This is a genomic window from Lysinibacillus sp. CD3-6 (assembly GCF_006351725.2).
In the GTDB taxonomy this organism is placed as follows: domain Bacteria; phylum Bacillota; class Bacilli; order Bacillales_A; family Planococcaceae; genus Lysinibacillus.
In genome coordinates, this window is record NZ_CP085880.1 from 4,614,951 (window position 1) to 4,632,072 (window position 17,122).

The following is a 17,122-nucleotide window of genomic DNA, read 5'->3' on the forward strand; positions in this document are numbered from 1 at the left end:
CAAGTGTACCCCGTCTGCTTATTCTTTTCGTTCGTTTTACATGACAATATAAAAAGGTAGGTGACAATTTCGTCATCTACCTGTTAGTTTGACATATTCATTTTGTAATGGAAATCGTAACGTAAATACTGAGCCTTCCCCTACAACTGAATGTACGCTAATACGGACGCCGATTTTTTGCGCGATATTTTGTGCTAAATACAAGCCCATCCCCGTTGATTGTGCAGATTCTCTTCCAGCCGTACCTGTATAGGATTTCTGAAAAATTCGAGGTAGGTCCTCTGCACGAATACCCATGCCTGCATCCTTAATATGTAGCAATGTTGCCCCCGACGAATCAATTTCTGTAAAAATAAAAATCTCGGATTTTACAGGGCTGTATTTTATGGCGTTGGATAGGAGTTGTCTAACAATGAATGCAATCCATTTACTATCTGTCATGACGTTTTCAGTTAATTCTCCTATATCAAAACCTATATCTTTCTCTAAACACCAAGCCTGCATTGCTCGGATTTCTTTAAAAACAACTGTTCGTAGCTCGATTTCTGTTAAATAATTATCATTTTCTATAGAAGCCAGACGTGTTTGATGTAATTGCTGATCAACCAATAGATGGAGCCTGAGCCACTCCTTCTCTAATTTTCTACGCAAAGTTAAATCTTCAATATGGTCTAACATTAAATTAATCGTTGTTAGGGGCGCCTTCACCTCATGTACCCAAGCAAGAAGCTCATCGGCATACTCCTGTAGCTGCACCTTCGCATTATTTAATTCAGTATCCTTGTCATCAAAGACATCTTCAATTTTTTTATAATACTTTTTTTGAAACGGTGATAAAGCTAAACTTTTAGTATGCGGGTCATCAAGTCGACTATCCACATTTCCCAGGAAATCTTTCAACTGGCCAACTTCTCTTATATAACGCCATATTAAAAATAATGAAAAAGTAACGAGCATGATAATATTGACGTACCAAATAGAGACACCAACTAACCCTACATCTAAAGAAAATAATATGTTAAGTATAATGATAAGAAAAACGAAAAACCCAATCCAGGCAAGCCGTTCTCTTAAAAACAATAATAGCATTTTCATTTATGACCCCTGCGTTACGGCTATATAACCAAGCCCCTTTTTTGTCACAATGACTTCCTGTAAACCTATATCCTCTAGCTTTGTACGTAAACGATTAACATTTACCGATAATGTATTGTCATTGACAAAACGCTCATCGTCCCATAACTTCCTCATTAAGTCTTCTCTCGATACAATTTGATTGGCCTTTTCCAATAAAATTCGTAAAATAAATAATTCATTTTTAGTTAAGGAAACGAGCTCGCCCTTAAACATAATTTCACCCCGTGCATAATCAAGAACAGCCCCATTAAAACGAGTAACATCCATTGCTTCTTCAACATAGTCATAAGTACGACGTAAAATGGCTTGTACTTTTGCAATTAACACTTCCATATGGAAAGGCTTTTGAATAAAATCATCTGCACCCATTTGCATAGCCATCACCATATCCATCGGATGATCTCGTGAGGATAGAAAGAGAATGGGTACTTTCGAAATATGTCTTATTTCACGACACCAATGAAAGCCGTCATATGCTGGTAGCTGTATATCAATTAATACAAGTTGAGGCTTCTCTTCTATAAAATCATCCATCACCTTTTGAAAATCATTCGGTCCTACTACTTGTAAAGACCATTGCGTAAAACGCTCTTGTATCATCGCAAAAATTGATGGATCATCTTCTATCAATAAAACCTTCATTTCCATATTGCAGTCACTCCTTTCGCATTTTTATTTTAACATAAAAAACCAATCTGTAAGCGTCCCTACAGATTGGTTTTAAAATTAGCATATGCTAAAAATTATTTTTGGATAGTAGCTACTACGCCAGCGCCTACAGTACGGCCACCCTCACGGATAGAGAATTTAGTACCTTCTTCAAGAGCGATTGGAGCGATAAGTTCTACTGTCATTTCGATGTTATCACCAGGCATTACCATTTCAACGCCTTCTGGTAAGTTACAGATACCTGTTACGTCAGTTGTACGGAAGTAGAACTGAGGACGGTAGTTAGAGAAGAATGGAGTATGACGGCCACCCTCTTCTTTAGATAAAACGTAAACTTCAGCTTTGAAGTTTGTGTGTGGAGTGATTGAGCCTGGTTTAGCTAATACTTGACCACGTTGGATATCTTCACGAGCTACACCACGAAGTAAAGCACCGATGTTGTCACCAGCTTCAGCGTAGTCTAATAATTTACGGAACATTTCAACGCCAGTTACAGTTGTAGATTTAGCTTCTTCAGCGATACCTACGATTTCAACTACGTCACCAACTTTAACTTGACCACGTTCAACACGGCCAGTTGCAACTGTACCACGACCAGTGATAGAGAATACGTCCTCTACTGGCATCATGAATGGTTTGTCAGTTTGACGTTCTGGAGTTGGGATGTAAGAATCTACAGCGTCCATTAATTCAACGATTTTTTCTTCCCATTCTGCTTCGCCTTCAAGAGCTTTAAGAGCAGAACCTTTGATTACAGGAATATCGTCGCCTGGGAAGTCATATTCAGATAGTAGGTCACGGATTTCCATTTCTACTAATTCTAATAATTCTTCGTCATCAACCATATCACATTTGTTCATGAATACTACTAAGTATGGAACACCTACTTGACGAGATAAAAGGATGTGTTCACGAGTTTGTGGCATTGGGCCATCAGCAGCAGATACTACTAAGATACCGCCGTCCATTTGTGCAGCACCAGTGATCATGTTTTTAACATAGTCAGCGTGTCCTGGGCAGTCAACGTGTGCATAGTGACGAGTTTCTGTTTCATATTCTACGTGAGAAGTGTTGATTGTGATACCACGTTCTTTTTCTTCTGGTGCGTTATCGATATCAGCGTAAGATTTAGCTGTACCACCCATTTTTTTAGAAAGAACTGTAGCGATTGCAGCAGTTAAAGTTGTTTTACCATGGTCAACGTGTCCGATTGTACCAATGTTAGCATGCGTTTTTGAACGGTCAAATTTTTCTTTAGCCATTAGAGATTGCCTCCTCGAAATTGTATGTTTTATTTTAAAAATTTATAGAATGAATGCTGATAGAGAACGGGCCCATCCTCTATCCTGCAATCATAGCTTACAAATTAGTTATACTTTATGCAAGATGAAAATTCAATTATTCACCTTTATTTTTTTTGATGATGTCAGCAGCAATTGATTTTGGTACTTCTTCATAATGATCAAATGTCATTGAGAATACACCGCGACCTTGAGTTGCTGAACGAAGAGTTGTTGCGTAACCAAACATTTCCGAAAGTGGAACCATTGCACGAACAACTTGTGAGTTACCGCGAGCATCCATACCCTCAACGCGTCCGCGACGAGAAGTAATGTTACCCATGATATCACCAAGGTACTCTTCAGGAATTACAACTTCTACTTTCATCATTGGTTCTAAAATTACAGCATCACATTGTTTAGCTGCTTCTTTAAGAGCCATAGAAGCTGCGATTTTGAACGCCATCTCATTCGAGTCAACGTCATGGTAAGAACCGAATACTAATTTCGCTTTAATGTCGATTAGTGGGTAACCAGCTACTACACCGCGGTCAAGAGAGTCACGAAGACCTGCTTCAACTGCAGGGATGTATTCACGAGGTACAACACCACCAACGATAGCGTTTTCGAATTCAAAGCCTTTACCTTCTTCATTTGGAGAGAACTCAATCGTTACGTCACCATATTGTCCACGACCACCAGATTGGCGAGTGAATTTACCTTGAACTTTTGCAGAGCTACGGAATGTTTCACGGTAAGATACCATTGGAGCACCAACGTTAGCTTCTACTTTAAATTCACGGCGCATACGGTCAACTAAGATATCAAGGTGAAGTTCACCCATACCTGAGATGATTGTTTGTCCAGTTTCTGTGTCAGTGTGAGCACGGAAAGTTGGATCCTCTTCTTGAAGTTTTTGTAAAGCTTGACCCATTTTATCTTGGTCAGCTTTTGATTTTGGTTCTACAGAAAGAGAAATTACTGGTTCTGGGAACTCCATTGATTCAAGAATAACTAGGTTTTTCTCGTCACAAAGTGTATCACCAGTAGTAGTATCTTTAAGACCTACTGCAGCAGCAATATCCCCTGCGAATACTTTAGAAATCTCTTCACGAGAGTTAGCGTGCATTTGTAGGATACGACCTACACGTTCACGTTTACCTTTAGAAGAGTTTTGTACGTATGAACCTGCATCTAATGTTCCAGAGTACACACGGAAGAAAGTTAATTTACCTACGAATGGGTCAGTCATAACTTTGAATGCAAGAGCTGAGAATGGCTCTTCATCAGAAGATTTACGTTCTAACTCTTCGTCACCATCAACTGAAGTACCTTTGATTGCTGGTACATCAACTGGAGATGGTAAGTAATCGATAACTGCATTTAACATTGGGCGTACGCCTTTGTGTTTGAATGCTGTACCACAGATTACTGGGTAGAATTCTACTGCAATTGTAGCACGACGGATAGCCGCTTTAAGCTCAGCTACAGTGATTTCTTCGCCTTCTAAATATTTTTCCATGATTTCTTCATCAACACTTGCAACAGCGTCGATTAATTTTTCACGGTATTCTTCAGCCATTTCGCGGTGTTCTTCAGGAATTTCACCTTCAGTTACTGCAGTACCTTTTTCGTCTCCGTAGAAAGTTGCTTTCATTTCAACTAAGTCAATGATAGCAGAGAACTGATCTTCAGCTCCGATAGGTAATTGGATTGGGTGAGCGTTTGCTTGTAAACGGTCATGTAGAGTACCTACTGAATACAAGAAGTCTGCACCTGTTTTATCCATTTTGTTAATGAATACGATACGTGGAACACCGTATGTTGTAGCTTGACGCCATACAGTTTCAGTTTGTGGCTCAACACCAGATTGAGCATCTAGAACTGTTACAGCACCGTCAAGTACGCGTAAAGAACGCTCTACTTCTACAGTGAAGTCTACGTGTCCAGGAGTATCGATGATGTTTACACGGTGGCCTGCCCATTGAGCTGTTGTCGCAGCAGAAGTGATAGTAATACCACGTTCTTGCTCTTGCTCCATCCAGTCCATTTGAGAAGCGCCTTCATGAGTTTCACCGATTTTGTGAATCTTACCTGTGTAATAAAGGATACGCTCAGTTGTTGTTGTTTTACCAGCATCAATGTGAGCCATGATCCCAATATTACGAGTATTCTCTAGAGAGAATTCGCGTTTCATTAGGTATTTCTCCTTCCATATTGGGCTTATGCTATGTTTAGATTACCAACGGTAGTGAGCGAATGCTTTGTTCGCTTCTGCCATTTTGTGCATATCTTCACGTTTCTTAACTGATGCACCAGTGTTGTTAGAAGCATCTAGAATTTCGTTAGCTAAACGCTCTTCCATAGTTTTTTCACCACGAAGACGAGAATAGTTAACTAGGTAACGAAGACCTAAAGTAGTACGACGTTCTGGACGAACTTCAACTGGTACTTGGTAGTTAGAACCACCAACACGGCGAGCACGTACTTCAAGAACTGGCATTACGTTGTTTAGAGCAGCTTCGAATACTTCGATTGGATTTTCACCTGAACGTTCTTTAACTAGTTCGAACGCACCGTATAAAATCTTTTGAGAAGTACCTCTTTTACCATCAACCATCATTTTATTGATTAAACGAGTTACTAGTTTTGAATTATAAATTGGATCTGGTAACACGTCACGTTTGGAAACAGGACCTTTACGAGGCATGTGTTTTCCTCCTTTCGAATAATTATCGATTTATTTTTATACGTTGGCCTTATACGAAGTTATCACTTATTGCGAAATCAGCTAGCATGATTTCAGTTTTGGTGATATCAACGTAAGACTCAACATTAGTTAACACTTAACGTGTTAAATTATTTTTTTTCTTTAGGGCGTTTTGTTCCGTATTTAGAACGTGATTGTAAACGACCGTTTACACCAGCTGTATCAAGAGCACCACGTACGATATGGTAACGAACACCCGCTAAGTCTTTTACGCGTCCGCCACGGATAAGAACAACACTGTGCTCTTGTAAGTTGTGGCCTTCACCTGGGATATAAGCTGTAACCTCAATTTGGTTAGTTAAACGTACACGAGCGTATTTACGTAACGCTGAGTTTGGTTTACGAGGTGTCATTGTACCTACACGAGTACAAACACCACGTTTTTGTGGAGATTTAACATCAGTTAAAGATTTTTTAAATGAGTTATATCCTTTGTTTAACGCTGGTGATTTTGATTTCGTGATTTTAGATTGACGAGGCTTACGTACTAATTGGTTAATTGTAGGCATCGGTATTTCCTCCCTTCATTTATTCCTTGTTAATACCACACATCCAGGTGGTTCATTTTTTGGGTAAAAACAAAGTCTTTGTGTTTTATACACAAAAACTAATCTACAGCAATCGCAACTACTGCAGCTCCAACATGGATTCCACAGGCTTTGCCCAGTTCCTTTTTAGACTCGACAAGAATAACTGGTATACCGATTTCTCTCGCGAAAGATATGGCCGAATCGGTTACCCAATTGTCTGCATCAAGTGCCACAAAAAGCTCTTTCACTAAACCAGCTTGCATTGCTTTTACTGCTTGCTTTGTACCAATGATTGTTTGACTAGCCCTTACTTTATCATAAGACATTTTCATATCCTCCGAAGTACAGACAGTTAACTATCAACCTTCAATATATTATCATTATCAATTTCTACTGTCAACTAATATCTTTAAAAAGTCCGAAGAGAGGGCGCTTTTACCATCTCTTCGGAGCTTTTGTTTAAGTTATTCAGCAGAAACTAAATCTTCTGCGTCAAGCTCATCTTTTTCAATGCGGATTTGACGATAACGTTGCATACCAGTACCTGCTGGAACAAGTTTACCAATAATTACGTTCTCTTTTAATCCTAGAAGTTCATCACGTTTACCTTTAATTGCAGCATCTGTTAACACACGAGTTGTTTCTTGGAATGATGCAGCAGATAAGAATGATTCAGTTTCTAGTGAAGCTTTAGTAATACCTAGAATTACTGGGCGACAAGTTGCAGGGTTTTTGCCGTTCATAACAGCATCTACATTTGCCTCTGAGAATTGGTGAATATCTAATAATGAACCAGGTAATAATTCTGTATCACCAGCTTCGATTACACGAACTTTACGAAGCATTTGACGTACCATTACTTCGATATGTTTGTCTCCAATTTCTACCCCTTGCATACGGTATACTTTTTGTACTTCTTTTAGTAAATATTCTTGAACTGTTGAAACGTCTTTTACTTTTAATAATTGTTTTGGATCGATAGAACCTTCTGTTAATACTTGACCACGTTCGATTGAGTCACCTTCGATAACTTTCAGACGTGCATTATATGGTGCTTGGTATTTACGAGTTTCTACGTCACCTTGAACTGTAATTTCTTTTAGACCTTCACGAATTTCAGTAATATCTGAAACCGTACCAGCAATCTCAGAAATGACAGATTGACCTTTTGGATTACGTGCTTCGAAAATCTCTTGGATACGTGGAAGACCTTGAGTAATATCGTCTCCAGCTACCCCACCTGTATGGAATGTACGCATTGTTAACTGAGTACCTGGTTCACCGATTGATTGAGCAGCAATAATACCAACAGCTTCCCCAACTTCAACTTTTTCACCAGTTGCTAAGTTCATGCCGTAACATTTTTTACATACACCATGTTTTGTATTACATGTGAATGCTGAACGGATTGTTACTTCCTCGATACCTGCTTCTGTAATAACACGCGCGACATCTTGGTCGATTAAACCGTCTTTTTCTAAAATTACATCGCCTGTTTCTGGATGGAAAATCGTTTTCTTCGTATGACGACCAACAATACGTTCGTCTAACGCTTCGATTAGTTCTGTACCTTCCATTAACGCTCCGATAGTTAAGCCGCGGTCAGTTCCACAATCATCTTCACGAACGATTACATCTTGTGCAACGTCAACAAGACGACGTGTTAAGTAACCTGAATCGGCAGTTTTTAGGGCTGTATCGGCAAGACCTTTACGAGCACCATGTGTTGAGATGAAGTATTCCAATACTGTTAAACCTTCACGGAATGAAGATTTGATTGGAAGTTCGATAATACGACCAGCCGGGTTGGCCATCAGACCACGCATACCAGCTAACTGTGTAAAGTTAGATGCGTTACCACGGGCACCTGAGTCAGACATCATGAAGATAGGGTTCGTTTTCTCAAGTGACTTCATCAGTTTTGATTGAATTTCATCTTTCGCTGCACTCCAGCTAGAGATAACACGGTCATAACGCTCTTCTTCTGTAATGAAACCACGACGGAATTGCGCTTGAACTTTATCTACTTTCTCTTGTGCTTCAGCTAGGATTTCACCTTTGTCTGGTAATACCACGATGTCAGATACACCAACAGTGATACCAGCGCGAGTTGAGTATTTGAAACCTAAGTTTTTCATGCGGTCAAGCATTTTAGATGTTTCAGTAATGTGGAAACGTTTAAACACTTCTGCAATGATATTTCCTAAGAATTTCTTGCGGAATGGGTTTACAACAGGTACTGATGCAAAATGTTTGCGTAGTACTGCTGAACGTTGTGCCTCTACTTTACCTTTTTCATCTAATTGGCTGTATGCAGCATCTGCTTCAAGCTCTGCTAAAGTTTCTTCGTCAATTGTTAAGTTAGCGAAGTATTTTTCTGGTGTTACTTGCTCTAAGTTGAAATCAGTAGGTTCGTTAATGAACGGGAATGATTCAGGCAAGATTTCGTTAAAGATTACTTTACCCACAGTTGTTAGTAAGAACATGTTATTTTGTTCTTCTGTAAACGTTGGGTTGTTCAGTGAACTTGCTTTGATCGCGATACGTGTATGCAAGTGAACATGACCTGTATCATATGCGATTAAAACTTCGTTTGGTCCATAGAAAATTGAACCTTCACCACGAGCATCTTCGCGCTCAAGTGTTAAATAATAGTTACCTAATACCATATCTTGAGATGGTGTTACAACAGGTTTACCATCTTTCGGGTTTAGGATGTTTTGTGCAGCAAGCATTAAAAGACGAGCTTCTGCTTGTGCTTCAGCTGATAATGGTACGTGAACCGCCATTTGGTCACCATCGAAGTCAGCGTTGTAAGCTGTACATACTAATGGGTGAAGACGGATTGCACGGCCTTCAACAAGTGTTGGTTCAAACGCTTGGATACCAAGACGGTGAAGCGTTGGTGCACGGTTTAGTAATACTGGATGCTCACGGATTACATCTTCTAAAACGTCCCATACGTCGTTGTTTAAACGTTCGATTTTACGTTTAGCAGATTTAATATTATGCGCAAGACCACGTTCTACTAATTCTTTCATTACGAAAGGTTTAAATAGCTCAATCGCCATTTCCTTTGGTAGACCACATTGGTACATTTTTAAGTTAGGACCTACTACGATAACAGAACGACCAGAATAGTCTACACGTTTACCAAGTAAGTTTTGACGGAAACGACCTTGTTTCCCTTTTAACATATGTGAAAGAGATTTTAACGGACGGTTACCTGGGCCAGTTACTGGACGACCACGACGACCGTTATCGATTAATGCATCAACAGCTTCTTGTAACATACGTTTTTCGTTTTGAACGATAATGCTTGGTGCTCCAAGATCTAATAAACGTTTTAAACGGTTGTTACGGTTGATTACACGACGATATAAATCATTTAAGTCAGATGTTGCAAAACGACCACCATCTAATTGAACCATTGGACGAAGCTCCGGTGGAATAACAGGTAGTACATCCAAAATCATCCACTCTGGAGAGTTACCTGAGTTACGGAATGATTCTACTACTTCAAGACGTTTAATCGCACGTGTACGGCGTTGACCTTGTGCTGATTTTAACTCTTCTTTTAAAGAATGAGTTTCATCTTCAAGATCGATTTTACCAAGAAGCCTTTTGATTGCTTCTGCACCCATTGCTGCTTCGAAAGTTGCACCGAATTTTTCACGGTATGCACGGTACTCTTTTTCAGAAAGTAATTGCTTGCTCTCTAAGTTAGTAGCACCTGGTTCAATTACAACGTAAGATGCGAAGTAAATAACTTCTTCTAAAGCACGTGGAGACATATCTAAAATAAGACCCATACGGCTTGGAATACCTTTGAAGTACCAAATATGAGAAACTGGTGCAGCTAATTCGATGTGACCCATACGTTCACGACGAACTTTTGCACGTGTTACTTCAACGCCACAACGGTCACAAACTACGCCTTTATAGCGAACACGTTTGTATTTACCACAGTGACATTCCCAGTCTTTCGTAGGACCGAAAATACGTTCACAGAATAAACCATCTTTTTCTGGTTTTAATGTACGATAGTTAATTGTTTCTGGTTTTTTTACTTCACCATATGACCAAGAACGAATCTTGTCAGGGGATGCTAAACCAATTTTCATATATTCAAATTCATTAACGTCTATCAAGGAGCCTACCTCCCTCTAGTTATAGGTCTTTATAAAGACTCTTTTACGCAGCTCGACAATCGTTTGCAAAAATACCTTTTGACAAAAGATTAAAAATAGATTGATTTCATTCATAAAGAAAAGTCGAGCAGGGCGTTAAATCCTGCCCGACTAATTTGAAAAATAAGTTTGACCCTTCACACGAATGTGAACTTAACCTTATCCATTATTCAAAAGACTCTACTGGCTCTTCTTCTGTTTCTGGTTGTGGCGCAATATTAAGTGCGTCCGCAGGTTGAAGATCTTCTTCTTCGTCTAAATCGCGAAGCTCTACTTCTTCATCATTGATTGTTAACATTTTAACATCCATACCAAGAGATTGTAGTTCTTTAATCAATACTTTGAATGATTCTGGAACGCCTGGCTCTGGTACGCTTTCACCTTTAACGATAGCCTCGTATGTTTTCACACGACCAACAACGTCATCGGATTTAACAGTTAAAATTTCTTGAAGTGTGTATGCTGCACCGTATGCTTCAAGTGCCCATACTTCCATCTCACCAAAGCGTTGTCCACCGAACTGCGCTTTACCACCAAGTGGTTGTTGTGTAACAAGTGAGTAAGGACCTGTTGAACGTGCGTGAAGTTTATCGTCAACCATGTGCGCAAGTTTGATCATGTACATGATCCCAACAGATACACGGTTATCGAAAGGTTCACCTGAACGTCCATCATACAGGATTGTTTTACCATCACGGTTCATCCCTGCTTCTTCCATTGTTTCCCAAACATCTTCTTCGTTGGCACCATCAAATACTGGTGTTGCCATATGAACACCTAAGTAACGAGAAGCCATACCTAAGTGTAACTCTAAAACTTGTCCGATATTCATACGAGAAGGTACACCTAATGGGTTTAACATGATATCGACAGGAGTACCATCTGGCATAAATGGCATATCCTCTTCCGGTAAGATACGAGAGATAACCCCTTTGTTACCATGTCGTCCAGCCATTTTGTCCCCAACGCGGATTTTACGTTTTTGAACAATGTAAGCACGAACTAATTGGTTAACACCTGGTGGTAACTCATCGCCGTCTTCACGGTTAAATACTTTAACGTCAAGGATGATACCGCCCGCACCATGTGGTACGCGTAATGAAGTATCACGAACTTCACGTGCCTTTTCACCAAAGATTGCATGTAATAAGCGCTCTTCAGCTGTTAATTCTGTAACCCCTTTAGGCGTTACTTTACCTACAAGAATATCACCATCGCGTACTTCCGCACCGATACGGATAATACCACGTTCGTCTAAGTTACGAAGTGCATCTTCCCCAACATTTGGAATGTCGCGTGTAATTTCTTCAGGCCCTAATTTTGTATCACGAGATTCTGACTCGTATTCTTCAATATGAACTGAAGTATATACATCGTCTTTTACAAGGCGCTCACTCATAATAACAGCATCCTCATAGTTGAACCCGTTCCAAGTCATGAACGCAACAAGTACGTTACGACCTAAAGCAAGTTCACCGTTTTCCATAGATGGACCGTCTGCTAAAATATCGCGAGGTTTCACACGCTCGCCAACTTTTACAAGTGGGCGTTGGTTGTATGAAGTACCTTGGTTTGAACGAATAAATTTTTGTAATTTATATTTTGTTAAATCGCCTTTAACTTCTTTACCATCAACTGTTTCAATGCGACGCACATGGATTGAACGAGCTTCAACATGCTCCACAATACCATCGTATTTCGCTACTACAGCCGCACCAGAGTCACGCGCATCTACGTGTTCCATACCAGTACCAACAAACGGAGCTTCTGGATTTAAAAGAGGAACCGCTTGACGTTGCATGTTGGCACCCATAAGCGCACGGTTAGAGTCATCGTTTTCTAAGAACGGAATACATGCAGTCGCTGCAGAAACTACTTGTTTAGGAGATACGTCCATATAGTCCATTTGAGCCTTATTGAAAACTGTGTTATCCCCACGGAAACGACCTACAACTTCTTCGTTAGTAAATGTACCGTCTGGATTTAATGGCGAGTTCGCTTGCGCTACATAGTAGTTATCTTCTTCGTCAGCTGTTAAGTAATCAATTTGATCTGTTACTTGGCCAGTTTCGTGATCAATACGACGATATGGCGTTTCAATGAAACCAAATTTATTTACTTTCGCGAATGAAGACAGCGAGTTGATTAAACCAATGTTCGGACCCTCAGGTGTTTCGATTGGACACATACGACCATAGTGAGAATAGTGAACGTCACGTACTTCGAAACCAGCACGCTCACGCGTTAAACCACCAGGCCCTAATGCAGATAGACGACGTTTATGCGTTAATTCTGCTAGTGGGTTTGTTTGGTCCATGAATTGAGATAATTGAGAGCTACCAAAGAATTCTTTAATAGATGCAATTACTGGACGAATATTGATTAATTGTTGCGGTACGATAGCGGCTGTATCATTGATAGACATACGCTCACGTACAACACGTTCCATACGAGATAAACCGATACGGAATTGGTTTTGTAATAACTCACCAACAGAGCGAAGACGACGGTTACCTAAATGGTCAATATCATCTGTTGCTCCTACTTGGTAAAGTAGGTTGAAGAAATAACTTACTGAAGATAATACATCAGCAGGTGTAATATTCTTCACTTCTTCGTCAATGTAGGCATTGCCAATAACATTGATTTCTTTTTGCGCTTCATCTTTAGGAGCATAAATTTTAATAGATTGGATTGTAACGTCATCTTCAAGTACTCCGCCAACTTGTGATAAAGTGCGGTAGCCAATGCCTTTAGAAGAATCCTCTAGGTAAGGTAAAATCTTATCTAAAGTACGACGATCAAGCACAGTGCCCTTCTCTACTAAAATTTCGCCTGTTTCTGGATCAACAAGCGTTTCAGCAATCGTTTGGTTGAATAAACGATTTTTAATGTGAAGCTTTTTGTTCATTTTGTAACGACCAACGTTCGCTAAATCATAGCGCTTAGCATCAAAGAAACGAGAATATAATAAACTTTTCGCACTTTCTACTGTTGGTGGTTCACCTGGGCGTAAACGCTCGTAGATTTCTAAAAGTGCTTTTTCAGTACTTTCAGAGTTATCCTTTTCTAGCGTATTACGTAAATACTCGTTATCACCGATAATATCGATAATCTCTTGATCTGAACCGAAACCTAATGCACGAAGTAACACTGTTACTGGTAGCTTACGAGTACGATCAATACGTACATACACTACATCCTTCGCGTCAGTTTCATATTCTAACCAAGCACCACGGTTTGGAATTACAGTTGCACCGAAGCCTTTTTTACCGTTTTTATCAGTTTTATCATGGAAATACACACTTGGTGATCGAACTAATTGTGAAACGATAACACGTTCAGCACCGTTAATAATGAACGTACCTGTTTCTGTCATTAATGGGAAGTCACCCATGAATACATCTTGTTCTTTCACTTCGTCTGTTTCTTTGTTGTAAAGACGTACTTTCACGCGTAATGGAGCTGCGTAAGTAACATCTCGCTCTTTACACTCATCGACATCATATTTAGGATCACCTAAAGAATAATCGATGAATTCTAATGAAAGATTACCTGTAAAGTCCTCGATCGGCGAAATGTCACGGAACATTTCACGTAAACCTTCTTCAAGGAACCACTCGTAAGACGCCGTTTGAATCTCAATCAGATTTGGAAGCTCAAGCACCTCTTTAATACGCGCAAAGCTTCTACGCTGGCGGTGTTGTCCGTACTGAACTAGTTGACCTGTCAACTCATTCACCCCTCAATAAAGCGATATTAGGTCTTTGCAAAATCATCCAAATAGTGTATGATTTCGAAAGACAAAAAGAAAACGAGTCTTCAAAAGATCTCATTTTCGGTTAACTAAACTTATCTTGGCAAGTATACCCATATAAAATCATTCATATACCAAAAGGGCACACGACCTCAAAATAATATTTTTGCATTGTATCATATTATCATAGCCGTTTTGTCAAGTCAATATTTTATACATATTTCATTTATTTTTTTGCACGCACTATCCAGTATCCTTTTTTCTTCTCCACAACATCGACTTCAGAAAATTTTTCTTCTAAATAGCTAACCGTTGATGGCGCACCTTGCTTCTTCTGAATTACTACCCATAGCTCTCCAGAAGTCACTAACTTGTTATAAGCACCATCGTAAAAGCGGAAAACCGTGTCCTTTCCTGCCCGAATTGGAGGATTGGTTAAAATAGCTGCAGCCTTCGCCTCATCATCTACATTCGATAGTCCGTCACTGACAAATATTCGTACATTTTGAACACCGTTTACTTGCGCATTTTTTTGAGAAAGCGCAACCGCTCGTTCATTAATATCCATCATTAAAACAGTGCGCTCAGGATTCGTCTTGGCAATTGATAATCCAATTGGTCCATAGCCACAGCCTACATCAAAAATCGCACCATCTACATCTGGCATTTGAAACGCATCTATTAATACACGGGATCCAAAATCTACTTCGCTTTTACTAAATACACCTGCATCCGTTTCAAAGGAAAACGTATGCCCAAGTAACTTGAACGTCCAGTGACGAGGTTTACTTTCAGTTTGAGGCTTACTTGTATAATAGTGATCTGACATTTTCACGCCTCCTCAGAATGAAGAAAAAGCTCGCCACAATGACGAGCTTCCTTTTGTATAAAAGTAATACGAGATTACTTAACTTCTACAGATGCGCCAACTTCTTCAAGTTTAGCTTTGATTTGTTCAGCTTCATCTTTAGAAACGCCTTCTTTAAGAGCTTTAGGAGCGTTATCTACAACTTCTTTAGCTTCTTTAAGACCTAAACCAGTGATTTCGCGAACCACTTTGATTACTTTGATTTTTTCAGCACCAGCAGATGCTAATACTACGTCGAATTCTGTTTTTTCTTCAGCTGCAGCAGCACCGCCAGCAACTACTGCTACTGGAGCAGCAGCTGTTACACCGAATTCTTCTTCGATAGCTTTTACTAAATCGTTTAATTCAAGAACTGTCATAGCTTTGATAGCTTCTAAGATTTGCTCTTTGTTCATTATAATTTCCTCCTAATTGGATATGGTTTTAGTTTTTTGCGGTCAAGCCGCGGAAGTTATGCGACGTAAGGAATTACGCGCCTTGTTCTTCTTTTTGTTCTGCAACAGCTTTTGTTGCAAGTGCGAAGTTGCGCACTGGAGCTTGAAGTACAGATAAAAGCATTGAAAGAAGACCTTCGCGTGATGGAAGTTCTGCAAGTGCTTTAACATCTTCAACAGAAGAGATTGTACCTTCAATGATACCCGCTTTAATTTCTAAAGCTTCGTTTTTCTTAGCGAACTCGTTGATGATTTTAGCAGGGGCTACAACATCTTCAGATGAGAACGCGATTGCGTTAGGACCAGTTAATACTTCATTGATTCCTTCAACGCCAGCAGCTTCAGCAGCACGACGAGTTAAAGTGTTTTTGTAAACTTTGAACTCAACACCAGCTTCACGAAGTTGTTTACGAAGTTCAGTCACTTGTGCAACATTAAGACCACGGTAATCCACAACTACTACAGAAGCAGCGCCTTGGAATTTTTCAGTGATTTCTTGCACTTGTGATTGTTTGTTTTCGATTGCTTTGCTCATGATGACACCTCCTATTAGAATGGGTCATTTATACCGACAAAAGTAAAGCCTCTGGGTCATATAGACACAGAGGCTGAAAGTCATCATCTTTAAAATAAGAATCCGAATTCCGATGTCCTCGGTAGGATCATTAAGTGACAAGTCACTCCTACTGTCTACGGTACAAATGGATGATTCACAACAGCATCCATCTTACCAAAGATACGGATAGCTGTCAACCGATTTATAATAAATTATTTTACTACTACGTTAGCAGCATCAATTTTGATAGCTGGACCCATTGTAGTTGTAACATTTACAGATTTCATGTAAGTACCTTTAGCTGCAGCAGGTTTTGCTTTTTGAACAACGTCAAATACAGTTAAGAAGTTTTCTACTAATTTTTCTGTAGAGAAAGAAACTTTACCGATAGGAGCGTGGATAATACCAGCTTTGTCAGCGCGGTATTCTACTTTACCAGCTTTGATTTCTTCGATTGCTTTTGTTACGTCGAAAGTAACTGTACCTGTTTTAGGGTTTGGCATTAAACCTTTAGGTCCTAATACGCGACCAAGTTTACCAACTTCACCCATCATGTCAGGAGTTGCTACGATTACATCGAAGTCAAACCAACCTTGTTGGATTTTTTGGATGTATTCTGCATCGCCTACATAATCAGCGCCAGCAGCTTCTGCTTCTTTAAGTTTTTCACCTTTAGCGAAAACTAATACGCGTTGAGTTTTACCAGTACCGTTTGGAAGTACTACTGCTCCACGGATTTGTTGGTCATTTTTACGAGTATCGATTCCTAAACGAAAAGCAACTTCTACAGTAGCGTCGAAGTTTACTGAGCTAGTTTTTTGAGCAAGTTCGATTGCTTCTTGTGCGCCGTATACGTTGTTACGGTCGATTAATTTCGCTGCATCTTGCAGTTTTTTACCTTTTTTAGCCATTATATATTTCCTCCTTGATT

At 39.7% G+C, this 17,122-nt stretch carries 13 protein-coding genes and 1 other annotated feature; all 13 genes read right to left on the bottom strand.

Annotated elements, in window-relative coordinates:
* Window positions 1-72: 72 nt before the first annotated feature.
* Entirely contained in the window at window positions 73-1,095 is a 1,023-nt protein-coding gene (locus FH508_RS22960; protein ID WP_228134201.1) for a sensor histidine kinase, read from the bottom strand.
* Entirely contained in the window at window positions 1,096-1,779 is a 684-nt protein-coding gene (locus tag FH508_RS22965) for a response regulator transcription factor (RefSeq protein WP_173479276.1), read from the bottom strand.
* Between the two features lie 101 nt (window positions 1,780-1,880).
* Complete coding sequence (gene tuf / locus FH508_RS22970; protein WP_173479253.1) at window positions 1,881-3,068, bottom strand: elongation factor Tu; 1,188 nt, start codon at window positions 3,066-3,068, stop codon at window positions 1,881-1,883.
* Window positions 3,069-3,204: 136 nt separating this feature from the next.
* On the bottom strand, window positions 3,205-5,283 hold the full coding sequence (gene fusA / locus FH508_RS22975; RefSeq protein ID WP_139860379.1) for an elongation factor G: 2,079 nt from the start codon (window positions 5,281-5,283) through the stop codon (window positions 3,205-3,207).
* A 42-nt stretch (window positions 5,284-5,325) separates the two neighbouring features.
* Window positions 5,326-5,796, bottom strand: a complete 471-nt coding sequence (gene rpsG / locus FH508_RS22980) for a 30S ribosomal protein S7 (protein WP_024364378.1) — start codon at window positions 5,794-5,796, stop codon at window positions 5,326-5,328.
* A gap of 149 nt (window positions 5,797-5,945) precedes the next feature.
* The gene (gene rpsL / locus FH508_RS22985) at window positions 5,946-6,365 is read right to left on the bottom strand and encodes a 30S ribosomal protein S12 (RefSeq protein ID WP_010860613.1); all 420 of its coding nucleotides are present in this window, start codon (window positions 6,363-6,365) and stop codon (window positions 5,946-5,948) included.
* Window positions 6,366-6,463: 98 nt separating this feature from the next.
* The gene (locus FH508_RS22990) at window positions 6,464-6,712 is read right to left on the bottom strand and encodes a ribosomal L7Ae/L30e/S12e/Gadd45 family protein (RefSeq protein WP_024364379.1); all 249 of its coding nucleotides are present in this window, start codon (window positions 6,710-6,712) and stop codon (window positions 6,464-6,466) included.
* 138 nt (window positions 6,713-6,850) lie between these two features.
* Window positions 6,851-10,537, bottom strand: coding sequence for a DNA-directed RNA polymerase subunit beta' (rpoC, locus tag FH508_RS22995; protein ID WP_173479252.1), 3,687 nt, complete (start codon window positions 10,535-10,537; stop codon window positions 6,851-6,853).
* Between the two features lie 205 nt (window positions 10,538-10,742).
* Window positions 10,743-14,318, bottom strand: coding sequence for a DNA-directed RNA polymerase subunit beta (gene rpoB, locus FH508_RS23000; RefSeq protein WP_228134202.1), 3,576 nt, complete (start codon window positions 14,316-14,318; stop codon window positions 10,743-10,745).
* Between the two features lie 241 nt (window positions 14,319-14,559).
* Window positions 14,560-15,162 carry a class I SAM-dependent methyltransferase gene (locus FH508_RS23005; RefSeq protein ID WP_173479250.1) on the bottom strand — a complete coding sequence of 201 codons (603 nt, stop codon included), beginning with the start codon at window positions 15,160-15,162 and terminating at the stop codon, window positions 14,560-14,562.
* 74 nt (window positions 15,163-15,236) lie between these two features.
* Window positions 15,237-15,596 carry a 50S ribosomal protein L7/L12 gene (gene rplL, locus FH508_RS23010; RefSeq protein ID WP_010860618.1) on the bottom strand — a complete coding sequence of 120 codons (360 nt, stop codon included), beginning with the start codon at window positions 15,594-15,596 and terminating at the stop codon, window positions 15,237-15,239.
* Window positions 15,597-15,669: 73 nt separating this feature from the next.
* Window positions 15,670-16,170: a 50S ribosomal protein L10 gene (gene rplJ / locus FH508_RS23015; protein ID WP_173479249.1), complete on the bottom strand. Its 501-nt coding sequence runs from the start codon at window positions 16,168-16,170 to the stop codon at window positions 15,670-15,672.
* Between the two features lie 32 nt (window positions 16,171-16,202).
* Window positions 16,203-16,349, bottom strand: a sequence feature (ribosomal protein L10 leader region).
* 54 nt (window positions 16,350-16,403) lie between these two features.
* The gene (rplA, locus tag FH508_RS23020; RefSeq protein ID WP_173479248.1) at window positions 16,404-17,102 is read right to left on the bottom strand and encodes a 50S ribosomal protein L1; all 699 of its coding nucleotides are present in this window, start codon (window positions 17,100-17,102) and stop codon (window positions 16,404-16,406) included.
* Between the last annotated feature and the right edge of the window lie 20 nt (window positions 17,103-17,122).

What these genes read in the sequence shown, in the direction of transcription:
- FH508_RS23005 (WP_173479250.1), bottom strand. Translation starts at nt 15,162, where the DNA reads ATGTCAGATCACTATTATACAAGTAAGCCTCAAACTGAAAGTAAACCT.
- rpsG (WP_024364378.1), bottom strand. Translation starts at nt 5,796, where the DNA reads ATGCCTCGTAAAGGTCCTGTTTCCAAACGTGACGTGTTACCAGATCCA.
- FH508_RS22990 (WP_024364379.1), bottom strand. Translation starts at nt 6,712, where the DNA reads ATGTCTTATGATAAAGTAAGGGCTAGTCAAACAATCATTGGTACAAAG.
- fusA (WP_139860379.1), bottom strand. Translation starts at nt 5,283, where the DNA reads ATGAAACGCGAATTCTCTCTAGAGAATACTCGTAATATTGGGATCATG.
- FH508_RS22960 (WP_228134201.1), bottom strand. Translation starts at nt 1,095, where the DNA reads ATGAAAATGCTATTATTGTTTTTAAGAGAACGGCTTGCCTGGATTGGG.
- rplL (WP_010860618.1), bottom strand. Translation starts at nt 15,596, where the DNA reads ATGAACAAAGAGCAAATCTTAGAAGCTATCAAAGCTATGACAGTTCTT.
- rplA (WP_173479248.1), bottom strand. Translation starts at nt 17,102, where the DNA reads ATGGCTAAAAAAGGTAAAAAACTGCAAGATGCAGCGAAATTAATCGAC.
- rpsL (WP_010860613.1), bottom strand. Translation starts at nt 6,365, where the DNA reads ATGCCTACAATTAACCAATTAGTACGTAAGCCTCGTCAATCTAAAATC.
- rplJ (WP_173479249.1), bottom strand. Translation starts at nt 16,170, where the DNA reads ATGAGCAAAGCAATCGAAAACAAACAATCACAAGTGCAAGAAATCACT.
- tuf (WP_173479253.1), bottom strand. Translation starts at nt 3,068, where the DNA reads ATGGCTAAAGAAAAATTTGACCGTTCAAAAACGCATGCTAACATTGGT.
- FH508_RS22965 (WP_173479276.1), bottom strand. Translation starts at nt 1,779, where the DNA reads ATGAAGGTTTTATTGATAGAAGATGATCCATCAATTTTTGCGATGATA.